This window comes from Rhodococcus sp. P14 (assembly GCF_000256505.1).
Lineage (GTDB): Bacteria > Actinomycetota > Actinomycetes > Mycobacteriales > Mycobacteriaceae > Rhodococcus > Rhodococcus ruber.
Map to the genome: position 1 here is coordinate 1 of NZ_AJFC01000113.1, position 25,037 is coordinate 25,037.

Consider the following 25,037-nt stretch of genomic DNA (forward strand, 5'->3'; position numbering starts at 1 on the left):
CGGGGGCGGGCAGGGCGCGACGGTCGATCTTGCCGCCCGGGGTGAGCGGCAGCGCGTCGAGCACGGTGATCGTCGCGGGCCGCAGGTAGGCGGGCAGGCGTTCGGCGAGCCGGGCGTGCACGTCGTCGGGCAGGGCGTCGCCGACGACGTAGGCCGCGAGGGTGTCGCCGTGGACGACGACGGCCGCGCTCGCGACCCCGTCGAGCCCGGTGAGCGCCGCCTCGACCTCGCCGGGTTCGATGCGGTAGCCGCGGATCTTGACCTGCCGGTCGGCGCGCCCGACGAACTCCAGCGCACCCCCGCCGCCCGTGCGCGTTTCTGGTAGCTCCGACGACCAGAAACGCGCACGGCTCCAGCGCACCAGGTCCCCCGTGCGGTACACACGACCGAACGGCGACGCGACGAACCGGGCCGCGGTCAGCGCCGGGTCGCCGAGGTAGCCGCGCGCGACGGCCGGCCCGCCCAGATACAGCTCACCGACCGCGCCGACGGGCACGGGCCGCAGCCGCGCGTCGAGCACGAGCGCCGTCACGCCGTGGACGGGTGCGCCGATGGGCACGCCCCCACCCGGGCGCAGCGGGTCGCTGAGCGTGGCGAGGACGGTGGTCTCGGTGGGCCCGTACGCGTTGAGCATGGTGCGCCCGCGCGACCACCGGTCGGCGACGTCGACCGGCAGCGCCTCCCCGCCCGCGTCGAGCATCCGCAACGCCGGCAGGTCGTTCTCGGGCGTGACGGCCAGGACGGCGGGGGCGGTGATCGCGTGGGTGACGGCCTGCTCACGTAGCAGCGCGGCCAGGTCCGGTCCGCCGACGACGTCGGGCGGGCAGATCACCAGGGTGGCCCCGGCGTCGAAGGCCAGCAGCAGTTCCTGCAGCGACGCGTCGAAACTCGGTGCGGCCAGGTGCAGCACGCGCGAGTCGGCGTCGGCCGCATACCGCGCGCGCAGCGTCGCGACGAGTCCGGCGAGTCCGCGGTGGCTGACGGCGACGGCCTTGGGGGTGCCGGTGGAGCCCGACGTGTGGATCACCCACGCGAGGTGCTCGGGGTGCAGCGGACGCACCCGCTCCCCCACCTCGAACGGCGCCGACGACGTCTCGCCGTCGCCCGGATCGACGCGGGTGACGCCGTCGGGCAGGGCGACGTCGTCGCCGCACACCGCGACGGGCACGTCACGCAGCAGCTCGGCGAGCCGCAGCGCCGGGGTGCCCCGGTCGATCGGGGTGTAGGCGGCGCCGGCCTTGGCGACGGCCCACAGCGCGATCACCGAGGCGGCCGAGCGCGGCAGCAGCACCGCGACCCGGTCGTCGGGTCCGGCGCCGGTGGCAATGAGCTTGCGCGCGAGCACAGTTGAACGCTCGTCCAGTTCCCGGTAGGTGAGCGCGACGGTGCCGTCGCGCACGGCGACGCGGTCCGAGCCGGCGTGCGCGGTGAGCACGTCGGCCAGCAGGCACCCGCCCTCGGCCTGCGGGCCGCGCGCGGGCACGAGGCCGGCGAGTTCGTCGGGCGTCGCGAGCGGCAGATCCCCGACGGCGTGCTCGGCCGACCGCGCGAACGCGCCGAGGAAGTCCAGGAAGCGGCGGTGGTGCCGGGTGAGCGTCTCGTCGCCGTACAGCCGCGGGTTGGCCTCGAAGTCCACCCGCACGCTGCGCCCGGCGATCCCGGCGTACACGTTCACCGACAGGTCGTCGACCGGGCCGGTGGAAAGCAGGTTGTACTCGCCGGAGATGTCGCCGTACGCGTACTCCGGGTTGAACATCATCAGGTTCACCACGGGCCCGAACGCGCTGCGCGTCTCCCGGTGATCACCGACGGCGTGCAGGTCGCGCAGCATGTCCTCGTACCGGTACCGCTGGTGCCGCAACGCCCCGGTCAGCTCCACCTGCACGCGCCGCACCAGGTCGGCGACGGTGACGTCCGGTTCTACGCGCACTCGCAGCGGCACGATGTTCGAGATCGAGCCGGCCGAGCGGCGCAGCGGCGCGGTGGTGCGGGCCGAGACCGGCAGGCTCAGCGCGACGTCCGTGGCGGCGTTCATGCGGGCCAGGTACGCCGCGAAGGCGGCGACGACGATCGGCACGTCGGTGGAGTTGGCGCTGCCGGCCAGGGCGGCCACGGCGGCGGTCACCTCGGCGGTGAGTTCCGCGCCGACGTGCCGGCACGGCATCGTGGGCGCGGCGGATCCGGGGGCGAGCGTGACGGGCGGCGGCAGGTCCACCAGACGCTGCGCCCAGTGCTCGCGGTCGGCGGCCTGCCGCGTGCTGCCGACGTAGGCGCGCTCGTGCTCGGCGATCTGCTCGAGGCTCAGCGCCCGGATCGGCGGCGGTTCCTCCCCGCGCCCCCACGCCGTGTACAGCTCGGCGCTGCGGCCGAGCATCACCATGCCGCCGTGCCCGTCGAGGGCGAGGTGGTGGATGTAGGTGAACAGGTAGAAGTGCTCGTCGGCGAGCTGGATCAGGGTGGTGGCGATGAGCCGGTCGCGCAGCGGGTCGAGCGGACGGGTGTATGTCTCGTCCATCCACCGTCGCGCCTCGGCCTCGGGGTTGTCGTGGCCGCGCAGGTCCAGGTAGCCGGGGTAGTCGTCGACGTCGGGGATCACCCGCTGGCGGGGCTCGCCGTCGACCAGCTCGAGGAACAGGGTTCCGGATTCGACCTCGCGGGCGGCCTGGTTGCAGGCGGCGCGGATCAGGTCGGCGTCGAGCGGGCCGTGCAGGTCCAGGTACTGGGCGATGGTGAACGGGACGTCCGGGGTGAGCTGCTGAGCGAACCACAGTCCACGCTGACTCGTGGACATGGCAAATGACGGCACCGCACCCCCTCGTGTTTCCCTCGAGATCAACGGGCGTGCAGTGGGGACCCATCGATCGACAACGACGTGGACGCCTCCCTGCATCCATCACCGTCGAATACATCGACCCTAACGATCCCCGGCGTTACTCACCACTCGAACCGACCAGCTGACCCGTTTCTCGGTTATGGTCACCCCGGAGGAATCGAAGGGGGCAGGACCGCGTGAACGATGTTACCGACGAGTCACTTTCGCCGGAACCAGGCCGACGCAAGGTGCGCCGGCGCAAGACCGACGAGCAGATCGCACAGGAGCGCCGCAAGCGCCGGAACCTCGCGATCGGTTGCACCGCAGGAGCGGTCGTCGTCGTCGGGATGGGCGTCTGGCTGGCTTACGAAGGGCTGCAGGCCAAGTCGAGCCTCGAGCAGGCCCGGGAGTACGCGACGAGCTCGAAAAATGCCCTGCTGGCCGGTGATACCGAGACGGCCCTGCGCACCGCCGGCGACGCCGACAAGTACGCGAAGCAGGCGCAGGACTCCACGCACTCACTGCCGTGGAGCATCGCCGCGGCGATCCCGTGGCTCGGCAGCCCGTTCGCGTCGAGCCAGCAGATGAGCGATATTGTGACGGGTCTCACATCCGATGTTCTGGTGCCCGCCGTGGACGCCGGCTCGGCCGTCTCCCCCGATCAGCTGATTCTCGACGGCGCCCGCATCAACCTCGCCGCCCTGCGTGACGCCGCACCGGTCCTCGAGACCACCGCGGCCGCGGCCGCCGAACTGGACGCCCGGGCGCAGGACATCGACGGTACCTACCTGGGCCTGATCGACGACGCACGCGCCCAATTGCAGGACCAGACAGGCGAATTGTCCGGTTTTCTCCACAACACTTCCCTCGCGGCCGAGATCGCACCGGCCATGCTGGGCGCCGACGGGCCACGCAGCTACTTCATCGGCTTCCAGACCAACGCCGAGGCGCGAGGCACGGGCGGGTTGCTCGGCGGGTTCGGCATCGTGCGCGCCGCGGACGGCGCGGTCCGGGTCGACGACCTGGCGAGCAACCGGGAGCTGCGCACCAACTACCAGCCCCTCGATCTCGGCCCGGACTTCGCCCGCACCTACGGGCACAGCCGGCCGACGGTGGACTTCCGCAACAGCAACGTCAGCTCGCACTTCCCGTACGCGGCGCAGATCTGGCAGTCGATCTGGCAGCAGGAGTCGGGCGAACGCGTCGACGGGGCCGTCGCGACGGATCCGGTGGCGCTCAGTTACGTCCTCGAGGTGGTCGGCCCGGTGACGTTGCCGGGCGGCGAGAAGATCACGGCCGACAACGTCGTCGAACTGACCGAATCCACGGCGTATTCGCGCTTCGGCGACGATCAGGCTGCCCGCAAGCGGTATCTGGAAACCGTCGCGTCGGCGGTCGTCCAGAGGATGACGGGCAGCATCAGCCGGCCGCAGGCCCTGCTCGAAGCCCTCGGCCGTGCGGCAAGCGAAGGGCGACTCGCGGTGTGGAGCGCCAACCCGGACGAGCAGGCCGTTCTTGCGGGAACACCGCTCGGCCACACCGTTCCCGAGGATTCGGCCCCGTACGCGGGCGTGGTGGTCAACAACCTGGGTGGCAACAAGCTGGACTACTACCTGCGACGCGAGATCGAGTACACCGCCAACTCCTGCGATGGCGATACCCGGAGCTCGACGGTCACGGTGCGGCTGACCAACGACCTGCCTACCGGCGATTTCACCAACTATGTGGCCGGCATGTTCGACAACCCGGTGGGCGCGCCGTTCGGCGCCAACCTGACCGATCTGTCGCTAGTCGCCACCCAGGGCGCGAAGCTCGACAAGGTGACGGTGAACGGGACTGCGGCCATGAGCTTCACCGGCAAGGAACTGGGGCACCCTGTCTACAGCGTGCAGCTTCCGGTGCCGCGCGGCGAGACGGCCGAGATCGTCTTCGAGCTGACGGAACCCGTGGTCGAGGGCGAGGCCCGCATTCCGATGCAACCGCTCGTCGACGAGCCCGAACTCAGCATCGACGTGCCGACCTGCGGCTGAGGCCGACTGGGCGTCTTACAGCCACCGGCCCGGACCACTACGCTTGTAGCGGCGGTAGGACGCCCAGAAGCCCCATGCTGCGATACCGAATCCGACAAAGGACAGGAGGTCGGATTCGGTCAGACCGTGGCCAGGATTGAACACGTACAGCACCCGACCCTCGAGCGGGCCACTCAGCGCGAGCCACAGGAACGATGCCACCGCGACAGCCGTGCTCGACAAAGCGCTCGGGCGAGCCAGACACCATGCAGACGCCGCGAAGAGTGAGCACATGAAAACTAGAGCATGGAAGATGTCCGGACTGACGATCGTGCACCCCTGATCTCACGCTGCATACGATGCGATGAGCTTCAACCCTAACGGCCGCGAGGAAATCGCACTGGACAAGAGCGCCGTTACAGCCTAACACCCGCGATTTCTCGACGATCAAGACCACTCTCACGCGCGCTGCTGAACCTCCCTTTCAGCCCGACGATCCCGGACCGCCTCGTAAGCTCGCCGGGCAGGGATTTCGATCCATCGGTACATCAATACGCCTACGCCAACGCCAAGCGTTGAGTGAATCAACACTCGTACGATCAATGGATGATCATCGGTATAATTCTGGGCCCACATGATCAGACTAAGGTGAACCAAATAGACGCTGTAGCTTGCGAGACCGATCATCTTGACGACCCGATTTCGGCAGAAAGCAGTAAAGAGGTCCCGCGCTCTTCCGTCGGGAGCCGTAAATCCGTAGAGGAGCACTACGCACGTCGCGATGCTTTGGAGCGAGTACCGAATCGTCTGCCGATACCAGTCGTCCCTAATCGCCAAACTGACCAGGAAAACCATGACCGCTGCTGCGAGTGCAGTTGCGCGGCCGCTTGATCTCTGCAGACGGCCTGGCTTTCCCCCACCGAATTGCCAACCGAACAGAAGAATGGCGACCAAGATGCCCCAGGCAAGACTGTCGGCACGCGTATCGGAGCCATAGTAGATGCGATCAGCGATCTGTTGGTTTCCCGGATCGACGAGAAGAACCCGAGCCGCTGTACTGGCTCCAACGACTCCGATCGCCGAAGCAGTCAACCATGGAATCGCCCGAGGGCTCTTCACCATCCACAACCACAATATTGCAAAGACGATATAGAACTGTTCCTCGATCGAAAGACTCCACACGACTCCGGAGCCTGGAAGTACTCCTGACTTGTCGGCATCCAGCAAGTTGAAGTAAAAGAGCAATTGACCCGCGAAAGCGTTCAAACTGATCGTTCCACCGAACGCCGCGTAAATCAGTGTGGGAACAGCAACAGCGAGGAGGAGCGGAGGAACCAACTTCACCGCTCGACGCACGTAGAACGCCTTGATGTCGAAACTTCTTGTCCTCTGCCACTCCTTCAGCAGAAGAGTCGTGATGATGAAACCGGAAATCGTGAAGAACACTGTGACACCAGCGCCCCCAGGGACAATGTGGCCGAGTCCGGCGTGCCCCACGATGACGAGGAGAACAGCGAATGCTCGCATCCCGTCGATGTGTTCGTACCTATTACCTGCGGTCTCGGCCGGTACTGGCGGTCTCACCTTCCCTGCTCGAAGCGTGGCTGGATCATGAGGCACCGCGCCCGGGTGGCTCATGACAGAATCGGGTAGCTAGAGATGTACACGTGACGTTCTCCTTCGGCTATGGCCACAGGTATGGGGCATGGTCATCCGGAGATGTATGAATCTCCCATGCGTTGTGCTATTTCCGAACCGGCTACCCCGAGCCATACGCGCGGTCTGCATGGCCGAACTCGGGCACAGGGTGCTCGGCACCGACATCGATGCGGACAAGATCGCAAACTCGAAGCCGGCGAGGTTCCGCTCCTCGAGCCCGAACATCTCGAAGTCCTTCAGCCGACCTCGAGGCCGGACGGCTCACGTTCACCAAATCGTTCGAAGAACCAGCCGCGCAGCGTTTGCAGACGCCCAAATCCGTTCGTCGAGCCGTCGATGACCCGATTCCCCATCTTCCGCCCAACCATGTCGTAGAACGGGAAGACTGTTCACCGACATGTTCGATGCGTCTGTCAGTCGGCCTACGTGCGGGCCGCGGTGACCTCGTCCGGCGCACCAATGGCGACACGGTCCGATGCGTCGCGTCTCAACACCTCGGTGACATTCCGCCGAACGCTAGCGGGGACGACGTCGCAGGGTTCGAGGTAGCCGAGGGAAATTCCCACGGCAGCTCGTTCGTAATCTGGGATGCCCAGGTTTCGGATCAGGGCTCGTTCCTCTGCAGCAGTGTTTCCGAACTGCAACAGGCACGCCCCCACCCCCTTCCAATGAAGCGCGTACACCAACGTCATCGCGAACAACCCGGCGTTGAGATAACCCTGGTTTCTCTCTCCGTAGAACTCCAAACTGCGAGAATCATAGGTGATCAAACCGATTCGGCAATTCTCGTAGTCGACGCCACCGGTACCGTGCAGAGTGTCGTAGAGCAACCGCTTGCCCTGAGGGTCGTCGATCACATGCAATCGAACCATCTGGCGATTGCATGCTGAGGGAGACAACATTGCCAGATGTACAGCCTCGTCGAGGACCTCATCCGCAACCTTGCTGTTTGTGTAGCGCCGTGTCGAGTGGCGTGAGGCAACGAACTCGTCGAACGGAATCTCCTTCCAAGCTTCCGGGTCTCGCTCCGAGATGGTCTTCACACCGGCTTCGCACCATTCCACGTCCGGGTCATTGGCACTGTCCAGGAACCGGTCAACCGTCTCGTACGCGTCCTGATTTCTGTCATCGCGATCGGAGTGAAAGTCAATCCATGCCCGCAGGACGGATTCCCCCATCCGATACGCGGTCGACGTCCGAGTCTCCGCGCTGGCGTTCTCAAGCATGTGGACAAGCGCGAGTGCTTTAGCGGCACCGAAAGACCTGGGGGTGCGGTATGCCATTCCCTTCTCCAGGGAATGAACTCGTAACATTATTCGGTACTGTTCATGACTCGATGCACGCCCACCGTCCAAGAGGTGACTGGACATGAACCGGGCATCGTAGAAATACTCCCGATGGATCTTGATCCGCTTCACGAACTGCCGTAGCGAGTCAACGGACTTCAGCCTTTTCTTCAGACTCACGACGAATCACGCTCCTTGCTGCCTTGACGAGATTGGGGTCGCAAACGAGTAGGTAAGCGACAAGGACTATCCAAACGAGAACTTTGACGAACAGAACCGACCAGAATTCCAGGCCCCACCAAGACTCATGGTCGCCCACCATCACGAAGCACACCGCGACGAGGCCACCGGACTGCAACCTCGCTACGCGGGACCAGGGGATTCCCGGGGTGTCCAGTCGTCTGGACGACCAGACTGCCATTGCGCTCATCATGATGCGTTGCACCAGTTGAGCCGCGGCCACACCCATCAGGCCGAACTGGGCTGCACCCAGTACAGCCAATGGGATCGAGATGACGCTCGATGTGCCCGAGATAATCAAGACCGCACGTGTGCCCTTTTCGTGGTAAAGCAGGGAGGACAACGACGGATAGTAGATCGACTTCACCATCATGCTGAGTGAAAGTAGTGGGACGATACTGGCCGCGGCGTGAAAACTCTCCGGTGTCATCAACCTCAGGAGCTCGGATGCGAAGAGTGCTACCGAGGACGAGATGACTACGGAGGCCCCCACAAACGTGGCGATCACGCCGCGTACACGGCTCTGCCAGCCGGGAGGTTTCCCATCCACTTGTGTGAAGTACCACGATAGAAAGGCCCGGTGGAACGCCGTCTGAATCGCGTCGATGAAGTTCACCGCATACATCGCGATGTTGAACAAGCCAGCGGCCGCAACGCTGATAAGGTGCGAGATGATCACTCTCGTGGCCAGTGAAGTCGCCTGCAGGGTAAGTGTATGAGGAAGCATGGGCAGCGCGTATGCGAGCAGACGACGAGCATCCGCTTGCTCGAAGCGTACCCACAGCATGCCCATCCTCATTGCTCGGACTGTTCCGATAAGCGCAAAGGACCCATTGGCTACCACCAACGCCAGCGCCACACCCAAAAGCCCGAGTTTCAGTGGTCCTAGGAAAAGGACGGTTAGTGCACCATTGGAAACGAACAGCGCCAGCGAATAGAGACCGAAGGACCTGGCCATCGATCGTGCTTGCAGCAGTGCTAGATACACAGTGGTCAACGGCTGGAAGAGCAACGACGCCAACGCCACCAGTATGACCGGGTAAAAATCGAATTCGGGAAACACCAAGGGCGAGTACAAGGGTCCGGATAGTGTCAGAACCACGGTGAGGGCCACCGCGGCGGACAGCACCGTCGCGTAGGCGGCCGTATAGAACTTGGCTTGGCTTCGGTGGAGCGCCGTACCCGAGCCGTCCACACCGTCCTCGGCCTCGAAAGACGGGTGGCAGAATCGCACCACCGCGTACTCCATACCCAGCGACGCGATCGCTCCCCCAAGCAATAAGAGGGTGACGATGAGATTGAAGTACCCGTACTCCTCAGGGGTGAGAAGTCGTGTGTAGACCGGCAGAAGGATCAGCGACGAGAGCTTCTGCAGAATGGAAGCTACGGCGTAGATGAGGGAGCGTCGAGCGACTCCCCTGGTCTTATCGGGCGTCGGCAAGACCTTCTCCGACTGCTTCCTTGATCCGGGCCAAGACGGCAAGACCGTGGTCCCGTTCGCGGTCCAAAGCCGATTGCGCAGTCCAGGCCGGCGGTTCGGCGATCATCTTCTCGACTGCGGCGAGCAGTACGCGGTGATCGCCGGCAGTGCCCGCCTCGGTCAGATCCACGTAGCGGTCCTGTAGTCCGAGCTTGACGAGGAGATTCTTGATCTTGCTCTCGTACTTCGAGTAGAGGCACTCGCTGTCGAAGCTGATAAATGGAACCTGGCTCAGCGTACTCATACAGGTTCCGTGGAAGAAGTCGGTGACCACGCAGTCGTACTGGCCGAAGGCACCTGCGAACTGGACGGGGTCCAACTGAAGGAATCGGGCACCGGGATACCGAATGAACACCGTGTCGATGTCCACCGAGCCGCTAAGACTCGAAATCAGGCCTTCGCCTACCGTTCGGTCGCGCACCATCAGCAAGATCTTCTTCCGACCGCTTCGAGAAGCCGCGCAGTAGGGAACAACGAACTCCGGTAGCCCATGAATGAGCGTCGGATCTAGGATTTCGTCGATCCCTACGGACTCACCCAGCAGTTCCTGGACGAAGGAGTACGTATTTGCGTCCCGCACGGAAATGTAAGTGTACGACGCGAGTGAACGCCGGAGGATCTCTCGACTCTCCGCCGAAAGCCCCGAGATGTCGAGCCTGTTGGCTGAAGTCGCGAAACTTGCTCGAACCCGACCGAGAGATTCGGGGGCGTAATAAATGCTCTTGTCACCGAGAAATGCCAGATTCCAGACCTCGTCGGATCCTGTCACGAATCCGTCGAACTGGGAGTCGAGGTAGTCGAGCGTCCCGTTACGGTCGCTAATGTCTATCCACCGCTTCCCAACCGGCTTGTGCGTGTACGGACTCACGAATTGACGCATGGACGCGAAGTTCCGCGCTCTGGTGAGACCGAAACTCGGATTCTTGGGATTGAGCACCGACGCGAGACGCCGCCTTCTAACGTGTCCGACGTCCGTCGGGACGAGGGAATAACTGCCCCTTGCGTCTGCAGTGGCGAACAGTTGGTAGGTTGCGTATGCCTGCAACACCGTCCCGTAGTTCTCCGACTGAGTGAGTGTGAGAATGCCAATTCTCCCGGTAGCGCAATTCACTCCGTACCCCTGTCAGTTCCTTGGCTCTCAACAACGTCACTGGCAGTACGGCTCTCGTCCGGGACCAGTGAACGCCTCGTGGAGTAGTGCAGATCGAGCAGCGCGATCGCGATGAACAGCACGATCCAGTAGCTCGTATGCGTGATCAACCTCGAAGTGATCAGCACGAAGAACGTGTACGTCATGAGAATGAACGCGGGACGACTTGTCCTGCCGACAAACACGAGAGCACCGAGATAGACCGCGACGCCGAGAATCCCCACCTCCATGTACACACGTAGAGTGTCGTTATGGAGAAGACTGTTCCAGGATGTTCCGCTCACCCGCAGAGCAGTGTCGGCGAGACACTCGTTGAGGGATCCGAACGCCTGGGACGAATCGGCACAGTGTACTGCGAGTCTGTATATAGAGACCCGGCCGCTGGTGAAATCATCGAAATCGATACCGAAGTAGTTGTAGAACGAGCGTGAGAATTCTGCGGAGTACGCCGCCTGCACGATGAACGGACTGGCTGCTCCGGCTACGAGGAGCGCAACAAGAGCACGCCGCCTAGGCGGTGCGTCTTTCCGGATCCAACGACGGAACACCCAAAACAGTGGGGCAGAGATAAAGGCTGCACGCTTCAAGGCAATCATTGTGAAGAAGGTCGACGCTCCGCTCCGCACCGCCTTCTGGCGGACAACGAAGTACATCACCAACACCAACATGTCGTGCGAGAACGACGACTCGAACGGCGACGTAGAGGCCGACCAACTGATCGCACTGAGGGCGGCCAGACTGAACTCACCTGAAACGAGGAAATAGACCACGTAACGCGCCAGCAAGAGGGTCATATACACGTCAGCCAGACGCAGCGAAACGGTGTTGGCGACGCACACTGCGATGACGGTCGGTACAAGGATGTACCCAACGGCTCCGAAGCTAGTGAAAGTGAAATCTCCGTGTTCGACGATCTCGTTGATCACCGACAACAGGACGAGGACACCGGACGCGGATGCCAGCGCGGCCGCCGACCATCCGAAGATGAGTGCCGATCCAGGCCGCGCCTTGAGCATCAGTCCCACGACCCGAAGCATGGCAAACAAGACCAGTGCAGCAAGACACAGATAGTACACCGCTCCTGGAAGGAGTCCTGCTATGTAGAGGGCGTAGCTGAACGCGTATGCGGCAAATAGTGCCAACTGGACATAGTCAACGACTAGTATCGGGCGTGATTGTCCGACGCGCCCAGTCGTGGTGGCCCCGAGAGTGTGGCTCATGGGCGTCCACCCGTCCTCACCAGTTCTCGAAGATGAGACCACGAATCACCGGAGTGCGTAAGCAATTGTGCTGCAATGTCATCGGCGTCATAATGTGGGTCTTCCACCGGAACGTCGTCGAGGGCCGACGCAAGCCGCGTTAGACCGACGGACGCCAGGAGGTCTTCGTTGCGTGTCGAGTTGCTCTGGGGCAGCAATGCATAGAGCGGCCTTCCGAAGGCTAGCGAGAACGCCGTCCCGTGAAATGAGTCCGTGACGACGTAGGAGGCGTCCCGGAAGAGGGCAACGAACTTCGCCGGGTCAACTAGGTAGTCGGATGCGCGATTCTCCATCAGCATCTTGGCGTCGGGTGTGACCCGACGGACCGGTAGGTTGTGACGCCTTCGAATTGCCGCCAGCTTCTCCTTGAAGCCAGGCGTGTTGTGAAGCTGGTAGACAAGGATGTACCGACTCCCCACCGGCGGGTAAGAACTCGAAAATTCGGTCCAATACTCTCTGCCATGAAGAAGCACCGGATCGACATCGACGCGAGAGGGTATTCCCATTGCCTCCAGAGCAGCCTGTGCCGAACGCTCTCGAACAGATACCGAAGTGAAGTCCTCAAGCCATGAGGCCACGCGATGGGCATCCGCCCAGGACGGCGCGTTCGAACCGAAACTCGCTGCGTAACTGTGCTTCTTGTCAGGCTTCTGACCATCCAGGAAGTACACAGGGTCCAGTTGTCCATGGACCGAGTTCCAAACCTGGTCGCTCCCTGTCAGCACGAGGTCAACGTCGTCCGAAAGGCTCAGGACACCCGTCTCGTCTTCACAGGTCGGGGTAAGCGTCAGATACCGACGCTGAAATTTCCGGAACCGAAGACTCATCGTCGCCATGTTGGGCGTCTGAACTGCCAGATAGACGGCACTTTTTGCGGCGGAGCTTCGCACTCGGGACTCCCTGAGGCGGGATGCCGCCAACCTGAGTGGTCGGTCCGTATGAGGAAAGTAGTCGATGACATGAGGTGCAGCACCGAGCGAAGCCAGTGCACCCTCGAGTGCACGACATTGGAGAAGCGAACCGTAGTTGGGGTATACATGGCGCGTCAGGATGCCGATTCTCTTCACTGATTCTCCGTTGCCTCGGCGATCCAGTTCTGCGGATCGGTCACCGGTAGCTTCGCTGCCTTGTTCGTCTGCGACTTGGTCAATCGGCCAGCCTGATCGGCACGCTTGCTCAAGACTCGGTGATACGCTTTGTCCAGCTGTGCAGCCACCACATCGGTGGAGAATGTTCTTCTCGTCCAGGCTGTCAGCTCGGAGCTGTAATCGTGGTGATCGGAAGCGCAATCGATCATCGCATCGGCCAACGACGCCACGATCTCCTCCTCCGACTTGGCGTCAACGTCAACGAGCCTTATACCCGGTGCATCTTGAAACACCTGCCACTCCCCAACCTTCGTGTAGACAGTAGGGGTGCCTTGAGCATGCGATTCGATGAGAGCCATAGGAAGTACCTCTGCGCGACTCGGAAGTACGATGGCCGTTGCTGCCGCGATTTCCTCTTGCAACCTCGTTCTGCTCAGGTTTCCAAGGTAGTCGACGCGGGACCGGGCGGACTGCGAGTATCCGTCCGCCACCGGGCCGGCGATGCGCAGCCTTGCGTCTGGGAATCGACACTGGACAGTTGGCCACGCCTCGATCAATCGATCATGACCCTTTCTTGCCCCTACTTCTCCCGCGAAGAGAAAGGTCGGCGACGTAGTTACCCGCGGCGGTGTGTCAGAATCGGACGGAAATGACTCTGGGCCGAGCGGATTAGCGATGATCTGAGTTGGAGTTCCTGCGATCGCTTGAACGACGTATGCATGATTCTTACCCAGACAGAGGACAAGATCAGCCGAGTTCAGTACGTACCGGGTAAGTACTGGATACTTCGCCACGTGGCGAGTCAGATCAGCACCGTGGAGCGTCACCACAGCCGGCTTGCGCAGAAGTTTCGCGAGCAAGAGCAAAGACCCCTCTCGGATGAAACTTCCGTACTCACTCAGATGAACATGAGCGATGTTCCACCGCCCCACACTCCGACACATTTTGATTGCGGCACGAGTTGCAGTTGGGAAGGAGGAGAACTTGCCGTTCGGTAGCCATGACGGGCAAAGCCGTTGCTCGAAAAATGGTGAATCGAACTTCATAGTTTCTTCGATTACGGCTGCGATGCCTCCGGAGGTTCCAGGCGCGGGACCAACCTGCAGAACGACCTTGCGATCACATTGGGGCCTCCCCGAACCTGAGGGAGTCGCTGCATCTAGGGCACTTTCACGAGTAGCCATTACGCAGCACCCCGGCACCGGGAAACGACTTCAGATATCCAATAGATGTGAACAGATTTGGGGGTATAGACGCCGGACCGTGAGGACGGTGGGATGGATGCATGCCCATGAGAAACGAATCTCGAGGTAGCGTCATTATTCACTTCTTGAGCCCCATGTTCTCAACGAAGGTGGGAATAAATGCCGTGGCATCACGGGCGTACCGAGGCAGCAGACGCCCCGGTTCGGTAATGATTCGGTGCACCCATTCCATTCCGGCTCGCTGCATCCATACCGGGGATCTACGAATTCTTCCGGCACTGAAATTGATTGCCATTCCAAGACAAAGGATTTGTCCCGCGCCGCATTCTCCTCGAATTTCGTGCGCGATACGCTCCTGCTTCGGTGCACCCAAGCCGAGCACTACGAGGCCACCAGACCCGCTTGAAGCCACACGAGCAACCAGAGCTTTTCTCGATCGTGGATCATCGACTTCGGAACGAGGTGCGGGTTCTTCGAAGACCTTCCACGACGAGCGACGTGCCCTGTCCGCTACAGCTGACAGGGCATCGCGGTCCACGCCTCCGACGAGGACAAGGGGCCTACCCTCCCCGCCAGTTTCAAGAATGACCTCCAGCAGATCCGATCCCGCTATGCGGTCGACACTCATTCCTGACGCTCGGGAGAGCATCCAAGCAACTGGCCATCCGTCGGGAAGCAGGAGGTCAGCTGAGGTGTAAAGGCGGACGAGCGACTCATCCTGCCGCAACAAGTAGATGTGATGCAAGTTTGGGGTAATAACGACCCGCCACACATCGGAGTCGCTCTGAGTGATCTCTTCAACAACGTCCTGCAATGTCCTGCGGGCGAATGGTATCTGCTCACCCCGAATGCGCATGGAGACTGGGTCGGTTCCACTCCGCAGCATTTCCTACCCTTTCACGATCTTTGCCTGAGAAACTTTGATTGCGCTCGAATTCTGCAATTCGACAATGGGTGCTTTACGTCGAGTTGACTAGTTCATCGCTCGCTATCCGCTGCACCCTCTCGTAACGAGCTGCCGAGCGCCCTTCCGCAATTAATGTGTCGATATTTGTAGGCATCGCGTACCAGCACCGCCTTGACGGTCTTTCCAGTCATCAACACATCCGAGATCCTCGACCGGTTCTCCACATGGAACAGATTCAGACGCACCGACTCATCCCCCGACAGATCCGACTGACGACTGAGGTGCGACAGACCCGTTGTACCCGGACGCACCAACAACCGACGCTGGGCCCGAGCGTCGTAGGCCTCCACCTCCCGCCGCATTGGCGGATGTGGATCCACCATCCTCATATCACCCCGAATGACGTTGATCAGCTGCGGCAACTCGTCGATACTCAACCGCCGTAAGATGTGGCCGACGCGTGTGGCCCGCGGACCCTCCTTCACCTTCAACAACAAGCCGGCTCCGTCGTTCTGCGCCATCGAAGTGGCGACCAACGTGTCGGCATTGGCCATAAGCGACCGGAACTTGATCATCCCGAACGGCTCCCTGTCCACACCGATTCGCTCGGCCCTGTAGAAGACCGGGCCCTTCGAATCCAACCTGATTACCGACGCCACGATCGCGAACACCAACAACGCCACCGACTCACCGTCGAGGTGGTCCGCACACCCTCCCGGCCACGTGACCGCTAGGCTGGCGGATTCCAATGAAGCACTCAATGCTTGTTGCATCGGCCGATTGAAATCGCCCGTTCAACATCAAGGTGTCAGTACGCGCCATCGCTGGCAGCGACGGCTTTGACGGTTTTTGCAATGATCAGCACATCGCTGACCATCGACCAGTTCTCGACGTACGACAGGTCCAGGCGAACGGACTCGTCCCATGACAGGTCCGAACGTCCGCTGACCTGCCAGAGTCCTGTGACGCCCGGCCGGACCAGTAGCCGGCGACGGATCATGCCGTCGTAGTTCTCGACCTCGCGGCGCAGCGGCGGACGCGGTCCGACGACGCTCATCTCCCGGCGGACGACGTTGATGAACTGCGGGAGTTCGTCGATGCTGTATCGGCGAATGAACTTGCCGACGCGAGTGATTCGCGGATCCTCGCGCATCTTGAACAAGAGCCCAGCACCCTCGTTTCGATCAAGGAGCGCGGTCATCTGCTTGTCGGCGTCGGTCACCATCGACCGGAACTTGATCATGCCGAAGGGTTCGCCGTCGAGACCGATGCGTTCGGAGCGATAGAACACCGGGCCCTTGCTGTCCAGCTTGATGGCGAGCGCCACGAGAGCGAACACGGGAGCCAACAGCAAGAGAGCCGTGAGCGAGAAGGCCAAGTCGAACGCGCGCTTTCCGCTTCGCTTGGCGCCGTGGTAGCTGGGCTTCTCGACATGTATGAGCGGCAGGCCGGCAACGGGTCGCATCTCCATGCGCGGCCCCGCAACGTCCACGACGCCGGTGGCGACGACGAGATCGGCCTCGTACGGTTCGAGTTCCCAGACCAGGTCGCGGATGCCCTCGTGGCCGAGGGTTTCGGTGGCCGTCACTACAACTGTGTCTGCGCCCGACTCGGCCAGTGCGTCGACAACCGATCGTTCGTCGCCGTAGATGGCGATCCGGCTTCCGTCCACCTCGATGGACTCACCGCGCGCGCCGGCATAGCGCGGAACGCAGACACCGACGACTCGGTAGCCGTCGGAAGCTTCGCGCTGGAATGTCCGCGTCATGAGGCGTACCGCGTGCTCTCCACCGACGACGAGGACCGAGGTCTGGAACTCGCCGCGGCTCCGCTTTCGTGCCACGACGCGCCGCCACATCCATCGGCTGAAGATGAGCATCATGAGTCCGGCGGGCAGTGCAATGGCGAGGTAGCCGCGGGCCAAGTCGAGCTTGAAGACCAGCGATACGATCGCGATGGCACCGAAAAGCCGCAGCGTTCCGGAGATTACGCGTTGGTACTCCTCGTACCCGCTGCCGATGACGCGGCGCGACCGGGTGCGGAAGAGTGCGAGAGTCCCGATCCACGCCGCAGCCAGGCACACCGACACGACGGCGTAGTTCAACTCGCTGAACGAGGTCGCCGCGAGCAGATCGGCGTGCCCGAAGCGCACGACGTGTGCCAGGACGACTGCCAAGACGACGATGACGTTGTCGGTCCAGAAGAGTCGGCGGACGTACGCGCTCTGCCACGACCACCGGGTGTTGCCGGAGCGGTCTCCGACCAGGTAGGGAGTGCGCCTGGCCGGCGCTTCCCTTGCGGCGCCGGCCGTGGTGGTCTGCACCCGGTCCGACTGGTCCACTGCTGATTTCATTCCGTTCCCTCCCCGAGCCCCACACGGGCGAGGTGCCCGTACTGGTGCGATCACCTCGGGCGGAACACACATTCGGCATCGATGGCGTGCGAGTACCTCCCCGTACCGCACGCATCGCAAACCTGTATCGCCCTCGGTATGGAACATCTTGGGGCATTCGGCAGCGGCGTGCATCTCGATCAGGACACGAGTGGGACCAGTGTTGTCGACCGTTGACCTGCGAGAACCTGCTACTTCTCAGTAACTTCTCAGCAAATACCAGGTCAGACGGTATGTTCTCTGCCGAGGCGGGTCGGCCGTTCGACCGCAACCAATTCTTCGTTACAGTGTGAAATATCACACACAGCTATTCCGCACCGCCGGGCGGGCGACGAGTTGGACGCACGACCAATTCGCAAGAACGTACAGACGGTAGGGTCACAATCTGATACAGAACTGGTACTGGTCGTGCAGGATTTCGGATCTTTCAGCGGATGGTCCTGGCCCATTCCCGGGCACGGCCGCGCGAGGCGACTTCGCGAACGCCGGCCGGCACGTCCGACTTGCCTTGACCCGGAGCAGCCTTCGACGGAGCGCGGGCGTCAGCCCTGACGTCCCCCTGAGTCGTACGAGCGAAGTCGCGAATTTCGCCCGATGGGTTAAACTTCGCACAATCGCGCATTCCTGCGGTGACTCCCCCGCCCCGCAACGGCTCGGTGCGTGCCTATTCCAAGTGACATTCGTTATGACATGAGTACCTCCCACCGACGGATATCCGATTTGTCCCATTCGAGAGACGAGGTGTCGCCATGGGCGAATTGATCGCCGAGAATCCGTGCGTATTCAAGACCGCGGTGGTGCCGGCTGCCGGTATGGGCACGCGGTTCCTGCCCGCCACCAAGACGGTCCCCAAGGAACTCCTGCCCGTCGTGGACACCCCCGGTATCGAACTGGTCGCGTCGGAGGCCGCGGAGTCGGGTGCGGACCGCCTGGTGATAGTCACCGCGCCGGGCAAGGCCGGCGTGGTCGCGCACTTCGTCGAAGACCTGGTCCTCGAGAATCACCTGGAGGCGAAGGGCAAGCACCACCTGCTCGAAAAGGTGCGCAAGGCACCGAGGTTGCTCGACGTCGAATCCGTCGTGCAGGCCGAGCCACTCGGACTCGGTCACGCCGTCGGGTGCGCCGAACAGGCTCTCGACGACGACGAGGACGCCATCGCAGTCCTCTTTCCCGACGACCTCGTCCAGCCCTGCGGCGTCCTCGAGGTGATGGCCCGTGTGCGCGCCAAGCGCGGCGGCACCGTCCTCTGCGCCATCGACGTGCCCAAGTCTCAGGTCAGCTCGTACGGCATCTTCGAAGTCCAGGAGGTTCCCGGTGTCGCGAACCCCGATGTGATGAAGGTGCTCGGCATGGTCGAGAAGCCGAAGCTCGAGGACGCGCCCTCCACCCTCGCCGCGGCCGGGCGCTATCTTCTCGATCGCGCGATCTTCGATGCGTTGCGTCGCGTGACGCCCGGAGTGGGCGGGGAACTCCAGCTCACCGACGCCATCGCACTGCTGATCGACGAGGGCCACCCCGTCCACGTCGTCGTCCACCGTGGTTCGCGGCACGACCTCGGCAATCCCGGCGGCTATCTACGTGCCTGTGTCGACTCCGCCCTTGCCAGCCCGGAGTACGGCCCGATGCTGCGGTCATGGCTGACGGACCGGCTCAAGCAGATCGATCCCGACGCCGCGCCCGACGCCCTGCAGTAAGGGTCGGCCACCCGCGGACCTGTCGGTCCCTTCTACCGGCCCATGCCGTGGTAGCGCCAGCCGTGGGAGCGCCAGCGCCGGCCGTCGAGGCAGTTGCGCCCGTCCAGCACGGTGCGCGCCCGAACGACTGCGCCGATCTCCTCCGGATCCAGGTCCTTGAAGTCCTGCCATTCGGTGAGCACCAGCACCGCGTCGGCGCCCTTGCACGCTTCGGGGATGTCGGCCGCATAGGCGAGAGTGGGGAACAGCCGTCGAGAGTTCTCCATTGCCTTCGGATCGAAGACCGTCACGGCTGCGCCCTGCAACTGGAGCTGGCCGGCCACGTTGAGCGCCGGGGAATCCCGGACGTCGTCGGAGTCGGGTTTGAAGGCCGCGCCCAGAACTGCGATCCGGGTGCCCAGGAGGGATCCGCCGCACGCTTCCCTCGTCATCTCCACCATGGTGCTGCGGCGCCCCATGTTGATGCCGTCCACCTCCCGGAGCAGGTGGAGAACGTTGTTGGCGCCGAGCTCGCCGGCCCGCGCCATGAACGCCCGGATGTCCTTCGGGAGGCACCCTCCTCCGAATCCGAGTCCCGCATTGAGGAATCGCCGTCCGATCCGGGCGTCGTAGCCGAGCGCATCGGCCAGCTCGACCACATCCGCGCCACTCGCGTCGCATACCTCGGCGACGGCGTTGATGAAGGAGATCTTCGTGGCCAGGAACGCGTTCGCGGCGGCCTTCACGAGTTCGGCGGTGGCGATGTTCGTGACCAGGAAGGGCACGCCGTCGGCGATCTGGCATTCGTAGAAGTCGCGCAGCGTCGCTTCGGCTTGCCCTCCGCGATTGCGGTCGACCCCGACGACCAACCGGTCCGGGGTGAGGGTGTCGCGCACGGCGTACCCCTCGCGCAGGAACTCGGGGTTCCACGCCACCTCGACGTCGTCGCCGGCCGGTGCGGCGCTCCGGGCACGCTCCGCCAGTTGCTCGGCCGTGCCCACCGGCACGGTCGACTTCCCGACGATCAACGACGGACGGGTCAAAAGCGGGGCAAGCGCGTCGACGACCGCATGCAGCTGAGACAGATCCGCGGCGAACTCGCCGCTCTTCTGCGGGGTGCCGACGCCGATGAAGTGCAGGTCCGCAAAGTCGGCTGCTTCGGCGTAGGACGTCGTGAAGCGCAGCCGGCCGCTCTCGAGGCTGCGCCGCAGTACCTCGTCGAGTCCGGGCTCGAAGAAGGGCACCTCCCCCGCCGTCAGCTTCGCGATCTTCCCGGCGTCGATGTCGACGCCCAGGACGTCATGCCCCAGTTCTGCCATGCAGGCGGCATGAGTGGCGCCCAGGTATCCCGTGCCGAAGACTGTGCAGCGCATGCTCCCAGAGGTACCCAGTACGGGTGTGCAGCACACCGATGCACGCTGAGGGCTGAACGAACAACGTATGAAGAGTGGGCGCTGTCGGCCGGTTCAGACCGACCCGGTCCGAGCCGGCGGAGTCGCCACGAACACCGTCGCGTCAGAACTCGCGGCCTGCACGACGAGCTCGGGGTCCGAGGCCGCAACCCACGCCGCTTCTCCCCGCAGGAGGTTCAGCACCCGGTGGCCGCACCGCAGCTGCACTGTTCCCTGCACGCACAGCAGGATCCGCGGGGTCGAACCACCGATCCGGGTGGTGGCGGGTCCCGACGTTCCCGACTCGTCCAGCGCCACCCGCCACAACTCGAACTCGCGCACGGGTGGTGCGTACAGGAGTTCGTGTCCGTCGCGGCGGGCGCGCACCCAGGGCACACCGACCGAGTCGAAGTCGAGCACGCGCAGCAGTTCCGGTATGTCCACGTGTTTGGAGGTGAGCCCGCCGCGGAGCACGTTGTCCGAGTTCGCCATGATCTCCACGGCGGTGCCCCGCAGGTACGCGTGCAGGTTGCCCGCGGGGAGGAACAGGGCGTCGCCCGGTTCCATGCTCACCCGGTTGAGCAGGAGCGAGGCGAGGACGCCGGGGTCCTCCGGATAGGCGAGACCGAGCTCGAGGGCGGTCCGCGCCGCGGCGGTGAACTCGTCCTCCGACCCGGACCGGGCCTCGAGGTAGCGCCCACAGCCCGTGAGGACGGCGTCCGTCAGGCCCACGAGCGACTTGGGCGGCAGCGTCATCCATGCGGTGAACAGGGCGCGCAGTCCTGTCGCATCGAGGTTGTCCCCGAGTTCGGAGGCGTACGGCGTCACCTCCGACACTCCGAGGTCGCGGAGGAACTCGACCGTCTCGGCCGGTGGCCGGAATCCGGCCAGCGCCTCGAATCGGCTCAGCGCGACGACCATCTCGGGTTTGTGGTTGTCGTCGCGGTAGTTCCGGTGCGGGGCGTCCAGCGGAATTCCTGCCGCGTTCTCGCGCGCGAACCCCTCCCGGGCCTGCGCCCGGCTCGGGTGCGCCTGCAACGAGAGCGGCTGCTCGGCGGCGAGGACCTTCAGCAGGAACGGCAGCCGGCCGTCGAACTGCCGAGCGCAGTCGGGTCCGAGCTGACCTTCGGGGTCGCGCGCGATGAGATCGCACAGCGGCACCGTGGCATCCCCGGCGTCCACCGTCGCCGGGGCCACCGGATGGGCGCCGAGCCACAGCTCGGCCTCCGGCTCCTGGGTCGGCGCGGGCCGGCCGGTCAGCTCGGCCAGCGCGGTGTGCGAACCCCACGAATAGTGTCGAACGGTCCCGCGAAGCGGATACATCGAACTCCTCCCCGGAACCGGATCAGCTTGTCCTGCACGTCACTACACGTCGGTGGAGAACCGGACGCCGCCGTCCGGCAGCACGACTCCCGGCCATACCCGGGCCCCGCGCAGCAGCTCGCAGCGGGCACCGACCTCGGCGCCGTCGCCGATCACCGCGTCGCGGACGAGTGCGCGCGGCCCGATGCGGGCCCCGAACCCCACGATCGAGCGCTCCACCACCGCCCCGGCGTCGATGCGCGCGCCGTCGAACACCGCGACACCGTCCAGGCGGGCACCGCCGCCGACCACGACGTCGCGGCCGATCACGGTCCCACCGATCAGCATCGCGCCGGGCGCGACCCGAGCGGTGGGGTGCACGCGGGACTCGCCGCACTCCCCCGCGAGCGCCGGGGACGGCGCGATGCCACGCACCAGGTCGGACGAGCCCTGCACGAAGTCGCCGGGTGTGCCCATGTCCCGCCAGTAGGCGGTGTCGACGTGGCCGAACACGCGTGCGCCGTCCACGAGCAGCGACGGGAACACCTCGCGCTCCACCGAGACGGGCCGTCCGGCCGGGATCTTCTCGATCCATTCGCGGCGGAACACGTAGCAGCCCGCATTGATCTGATCGGTCGGCGGATCCTGCGTCTTCTCCAGGAACGCCGTGACCCGTCCTTCCGAATCGGTGGGCACGCACCCGAAGGCGCGCGGATCGGCGACGCGCACCAGGTGCAGCGTCACGTCGGCGTCGTTGGTCTCGTGGGTGCGCAGGATCTCGCGCAGGTCGCTGCCGCCGAGCACGTCGCCGTTGAACACCATGACGTTGTCGGCGCGCAGCTGCGGGAGCACGTTCCGGATTCCGCCGCCGGTACCGAGCGGTTCGGTCTCGGTGACGTACTCGATCTCGAGACCCAGGCTCGTGCCGTCACCGAAGTGCTCCTCGAAGACCTCGGCCCTGAACGAGGTGCTGAGCACCACGTGAGTGATGCCGGCCGCCCCGATCCGAGCCAGCAGGTGCGTCACGAACGGCACGCCGGCGGTGGGCAGCATGGGCTTGGGAGCCGAGAGGGTGAGGGGACGCAGTCGTGTCCCCTTGCCTCCGACCAGGATCACCGCATCCGGTGCGTGTTCTGCATTCATGATTCCCCGGTGCGACGCACGAGCGAGGCGTGCGCGCACGAAGTCGTCGTCCCGGAAGCACGCCGTGGCGACATCCCGTCGGGGATGCCGCCAGCGGGCGCTCGGGATCAGCTCTGCGAGAGGTCCGGCAGTCCGCCGAAGAGATCGATCACGAGACCGATCAACTCCTCGGGGGTGTCGATGATGTCGTCGGTGCTCGGCCCGTCCTCGGTCTCGGACTGCGGCACGGTGCCCTCCGACTTGGTCGGCGCGGACTGGGCGGCCGGGGCCGCGGGTGCCGGGGCGGCGCCGTCACCGGCGATGTTCACGACGATCGGATCCTGGAACGGCGCTCCGGAGCGGAGGCCGACGTTGTCCCACTGGGTGCCGGCGGCGTCCTGGCAACCCCAGTACACGTAGTAGGTGCCGGCGGCGATGGGCTGCGGGCCCTGCGAGACGGGCTGCCCGTCCTGCACGAAGGTGATCGCGGAGGTGCTGGTGTTCTCGATGGAGAACTTCGAACCCGGCGCCTGCGCGTCCGCGCGGCCCGACGGGTCGGCGGCGTCGAGGCCGCTCTGCTTGGTCGACACGTACGACACGCAGGTGACGCCGGCGGACACGTCGACCCCGGCGAAGTCGAAGTCGACGGTGATCGAGCCCGGCGTGCCCGAGGCCGAGACGTTCGGATTGCCTGCGGCGGACGCGGTCCCCGGCACGCACAGCGCCAGTGCTCCCACCCCGGCCACGGTCACGGCAGTCTTCTTCAGAACGGATTGCATCAAAGCTCCCTCGAGTACGGCGTCTCCGCGAGAAGTCGCGGCGTCCACTTCGACCCCCCGGTCGGAATGTTCTGGGACACCGTAACCCGAGGCGGCCTCACATGCGAGTCGGTCGGTCTGTTTCCGGCGGCGCCCCGCGCGCCCGCACGCCCGCCTCCAATCTGCACTCTCGGTGTCGTTTCAGCGGACTATTCCAGCCCGCGCCCGTCGCCGCGGACGAAACGATGGACTCGGCTGGCATCGTTTAGGGTTCGACGCATGGACATCGTCTTGTGCCTGTTGGTTCTGTGGGCAGCGCTGTCGGTGCTGGTCGCGGTCGTGGCCGGTGACGCCGTCCGGCTCCGGGAGGAACGGTCCCGCCCGACGCGCGCCGCGGAAGCGCCCGCCGCGCCGACCAAGCCCGAAACGATCGTCCGGGCCCCGGTCAGGGTCTGAGCACGTCCGCGGCAGCTGCGTCTGGTCCTATTCCGCCACGGCGAGGGGCGCCGGGTCGGCAGCGCCGATCACGCCGCCCGGCGCGGGAAGCGGAACCAGCGCGCACTGGCTGGACCCGGACGTGAGAGAGCAGATCACGGCGGGAAGGATGTAGGGAAGCAGATCGGTACTTCCGGTGGCCGCACTTGCGGTGGCCGGCACGGCGACGGTGATGGCGGCACAGCCCAGGATGCCGGCGAGAAGACGCTTCGCGAAGACCTCGATTCGAAGAGGGAAAGACCTGACGGTCGGTTGAATCGGGCAAATCCCCGAAACGTTACATCGGCGAAGAAGAAGCCGCGCAGAGTTCCCAGGGCACGGCAGCACCTTCGGTCTCGGATCCACCCGCCCGAAACCACAAGAGCGGTAACGGGAATCAAGGATCTCGGGTGACCGTTCGTTACGCTCCGCTCCCCCGGTCCGCGTGCCCGAGATCCCGCCCGGGATCGACGACGTCGCGCACCCGCTGCTTGAGCGTGACGATGTCGGGGAAGCCGCCGTCGGTCTTGCGGTCCCACACCGTCCGGTCGCCGGCGGTGACGACGAAGATCCCGCCGGTGCCGGGCACGAGGGCGACCTCGCCGAGATCGGTGCCGAAGGTGTTGAGCAGTTCCTGCGCCATCCACCCGGCGCGCAGCAGCCAGTTGCACTGCGTGCAGTAGGTGATGGTGATGCGGGGGGCGGTGCGCGGCTCGGTCACCGCCCGAGCGTATCGACCGGCCGCTCGAAGAAGGTGAGGCCCCGCCGACCGTGGTGGCGAATCGGCGGGGCCTCGACGCGAGCCGGTGATGGGGGGGAACCGGCTCGCG

At 64.2% G+C, this 25,037-nt stretch carries 19 protein-coding genes; 3 read left to right on the forward strand and 16 right to left on the reverse strand.

What is annotated here, in order from left to right:
* Positions 1-2,791 (reverse strand): amino acid adenylation domain-containing protein (locus OEY_RS28175; RefSeq protein ID WP_010593286.1); only part of this gene is annotated, 2,791 nt, incomplete at its 3' end.
* Positions 2,792-3,060: 269 nt separating this feature from the next.
* Here OEY_RS28175 and OEY_RS0107585 point away from each other — a divergent pair.
* Positions 3,061-4,842 (forward strand): DUF4012 domain-containing protein, encoded by a 1,782-nt coding sequence (locus OEY_RS0107585; protein WP_010593287.1) that lies wholly within the window; start codon positions 3,061-3,063, stop codon positions 4,840-4,842.
* A 438-nt stretch (positions 4,843-5,280) separates the two neighbouring features.
* Here OEY_RS0107585 and OEY_RS29700 read toward each other — a convergent pair whose 3' ends face one another.
* The 10 genes from OEY_RS29700 to OEY_RS0107625 all read right to left on the reverse strand — a co-directional run bounded on the left by OEY_RS29700 (position 5,281) and on the right by OEY_RS0107625 (position 17,436).
* Complete coding sequence (locus tag OEY_RS29700) at positions 5,281-6,459, reverse strand: acyltransferase family protein (protein WP_083846935.1); 1,179 nt, start codon at positions 6,457-6,459, stop codon at positions 5,281-5,283.
* A gap of 443 nt (positions 6,460-6,902) precedes the next feature.
* On the reverse strand, positions 6,903-7,946 hold the full coding sequence (locus OEY_RS0107595; RefSeq protein ID WP_157179991.1) for a nitroreductase family protein: 1,044 nt from the start codon (positions 7,944-7,946) through the stop codon (positions 6,903-6,905).
* Positions 7,915-9,447: a lipopolysaccharide biosynthesis protein gene (locus tag OEY_RS0107600; protein ID WP_010593291.1), complete on the reverse strand. Its 1,533-nt coding sequence runs from the start codon at positions 9,445-9,447 to the stop codon at positions 7,915-7,917. Before OEY_RS0107600 ends, OEY_RS0107595 begins: the two co-directional genes overlap by 32 nt.
* Entirely contained in the window at positions 9,431-10,597 is a 1,167-nt protein-coding gene (locus OEY_RS0107605; protein ID WP_083846941.1) for a polysaccharide pyruvyl transferase family protein, read from the reverse strand. Before OEY_RS0107605 ends, OEY_RS0107600 begins: the two co-directional genes overlap by 17 nt.
* Entirely contained in the window at positions 10,594-11,856 is a 1,263-nt protein-coding gene (locus OEY_RS0107610) for a hypothetical protein (protein ID WP_157179993.1), read from the reverse strand. Before OEY_RS0107610 ends, OEY_RS0107605 begins: the two co-directional genes overlap by 4 nt.
* Complete coding sequence (locus tag OEY_RS29705) at positions 11,853-12,962, reverse strand: polysaccharide pyruvyl transferase family protein (RefSeq protein ID WP_010593293.1); 1,110 nt, start codon at positions 12,960-12,962, stop codon at positions 11,853-11,855. Before OEY_RS29705 ends, OEY_RS0107610 begins: the two co-directional genes overlap by 4 nt.
* Positions 12,959-14,167 (reverse strand): glycosyltransferase family 4 protein, encoded by a 1,209-nt coding sequence (locus OEY_RS29710; RefSeq protein WP_083846943.1) that lies wholly within the window; start codon positions 14,165-14,167, stop codon positions 12,959-12,961. Before OEY_RS29710 ends, OEY_RS29705 begins: the two co-directional genes overlap by 4 nt.
* 139 nt (positions 14,168-14,306) lie before the next feature.
* The gene (locus tag OEY_RS29715) at positions 14,307-15,044 is read right to left on the reverse strand and encodes a WecB/TagA/CpsF family glycosyltransferase (RefSeq protein ID WP_157179995.1); all 738 of its coding nucleotides are present in this window, start codon (positions 15,042-15,044) and stop codon (positions 14,307-14,309) included.
* Positions 15,045-15,166: 122 nt separating this feature from the next.
* Positions 15,167-15,778 carry a sugar transferase gene (locus tag OEY_RS0107620; RefSeq protein ID WP_010593296.1) on the reverse strand — a complete coding sequence of 204 codons (612 nt, stop codon included), beginning with the start codon at positions 15,776-15,778 and terminating at the stop codon, positions 15,167-15,169.
* Between the two features lie 125 nt (positions 15,779-15,903).
* A complete protein-coding gene (locus tag OEY_RS0107625) occupies positions 15,904-17,436 on the reverse strand; it encodes a sugar transferase (RefSeq protein ID WP_010593297.1) in 1,533 nt (510 codons plus the stop codon).
* 800 nt (positions 17,437-18,236) lie between these two features.
* On the opposite strand from OEY_RS0107625, the gene OEY_RS0107630 reads away from it, so the two are divergent.
* The gene (locus OEY_RS0107630) at positions 18,237-19,181 is read left to right on the forward strand and encodes a UTP--glucose-1-phosphate uridylyltransferase (protein ID WP_010593298.1); all 945 of its coding nucleotides are present in this window, start codon (positions 18,237-18,239) and stop codon (positions 19,179-19,181) included.
* 32 nt (positions 19,182-19,213) lie between these two features.
* Here OEY_RS0107630 and OEY_RS0107635 read toward each other — a convergent pair whose 3' ends face one another.
* The 4 genes from OEY_RS0107635 to OEY_RS0107650 all read right to left on the reverse strand — a co-directional run bounded on the left by OEY_RS0107635 (position 19,214) and on the right by OEY_RS0107650 (position 23,754).
* Positions 19,214-20,533: a UDP-glucose dehydrogenase family protein gene (locus OEY_RS0107635; protein WP_010593299.1), complete on the reverse strand. Its 1,320-nt coding sequence runs from the start codon at positions 20,531-20,533 to the stop codon at positions 19,214-19,216.
* A 93-nt stretch (positions 20,534-20,626) separates the two neighbouring features.
* The gene (manA, locus tag OEY_RS0107640; protein ID WP_010593300.1) at positions 20,627-21,874 is read right to left on the reverse strand and encodes a mannose-6-phosphate isomerase, class I; all 1,248 of its coding nucleotides are present in this window, start codon (positions 21,872-21,874) and stop codon (positions 20,627-20,629) included.
* A 42-nt stretch (positions 21,875-21,916) separates the two neighbouring features.
* The gene (locus tag OEY_RS0107645) at positions 21,917-22,996 is read right to left on the reverse strand and encodes a sugar phosphate nucleotidyltransferase (RefSeq protein ID WP_010593301.1); all 1,080 of its coding nucleotides are present in this window, start codon (positions 22,994-22,996) and stop codon (positions 21,917-21,919) included.
* A gap of 107 nt (positions 22,997-23,103) precedes the next feature.
* Positions 23,104-23,754 (reverse strand): hypothetical protein, encoded by a 651-nt coding sequence (locus OEY_RS0107650; protein WP_010593302.1) that lies wholly within the window; start codon positions 23,752-23,754, stop codon positions 23,104-23,106.
* Positions 23,755-24,012: 258 nt separating this feature from the next.
* Here OEY_RS0107650 and OEY_RS30445 point away from each other — a divergent pair, with 258 nt between their 5' ends.
* Entirely contained in the window at positions 24,013-24,189 is a 177-nt protein-coding gene (locus OEY_RS30445) for a hypothetical protein (RefSeq protein WP_017681460.1), read from the forward strand.
* Positions 24,190-24,628: 439 nt separating this feature from the next.
* Here OEY_RS30445 and OEY_RS0107660 read toward each other — a convergent pair whose 3' ends face one another.
* The gene (locus tag OEY_RS0107660; RefSeq protein ID WP_010593303.1) at positions 24,629-24,928 is read right to left on the reverse strand and encodes a SelT/SelW/SelH family protein; all 300 of its coding nucleotides are present in this window, start codon (positions 24,926-24,928) and stop codon (positions 24,629-24,631) included.
* Positions 24,929-25,037 lie beyond the last annotated feature (109 nt).

Bases quoted from the DNA above. Each gene is read 5' to 3' on its own strand.
- OEY_RS29700 (WP_083846935.1), bottom strand. From the start codon at position 6,459: ATGAGCCACCCGGGCGCGGTGCCTCATGATCCAGCCACGCTTCGAGCA.
- OEY_RS0107610 (WP_157179993.1), bottom strand. From the start codon at position 11,856: ATGAGCCACACTCTCGGGGCCACCACGACTGGGCGCGTCGGACAATCA.
- OEY_RS29710 (WP_083846943.1), bottom strand. From the start codon at position 14,167: ATGGCTACTCGTGAAAGTGCCCTAGATGCAGCGACTCCCTCAGGTTCG.
- OEY_RS29715 (WP_157179995.1), bottom strand. From the start codon at position 15,044: ATGCGCATTCGGGGTGAGCAGATACCATTCGCCCGCAGGACATTGCAG.
- OEY_RS0107630 (WP_010593298.1), top strand. From the start codon at position 18,237: ATGGGCGAATTGATCGCCGAGAATCCGTGCGTATTCAAGACCGCGGTG.
- OEY_RS0107635 (WP_010593299.1), bottom strand. From the start codon at position 20,533: ATGCGCTGCACAGTCTTCGGCACGGGATACCTGGGCGCCACTCATGCC.
- manA (WP_010593300.1), bottom strand. From the start codon at position 21,874: ATGTATCCGCTTCGCGGGACCGTTCGACACTATTCGTGGGGTTCGCAC.
- OEY_RS0107645 (WP_010593301.1), bottom strand. From the start codon at position 22,996: ATGAATGCAGAACACGCACCGGATGCGGTGATCCTGGTCGGAGGCAAG.
- OEY_RS0107650 (WP_010593302.1), bottom strand. From the start codon at position 23,754: ATGCAATCCGTTCTGAAGAAGACTGCCGTGACCGTGGCCGGGGTGGGA.
- OEY_RS30445 (WP_017681460.1), top strand. From the start codon at position 24,013: ATGGACATCGTCTTGTGCCTGTTGGTTCTGTGGGCAGCGCTGTCGGTG.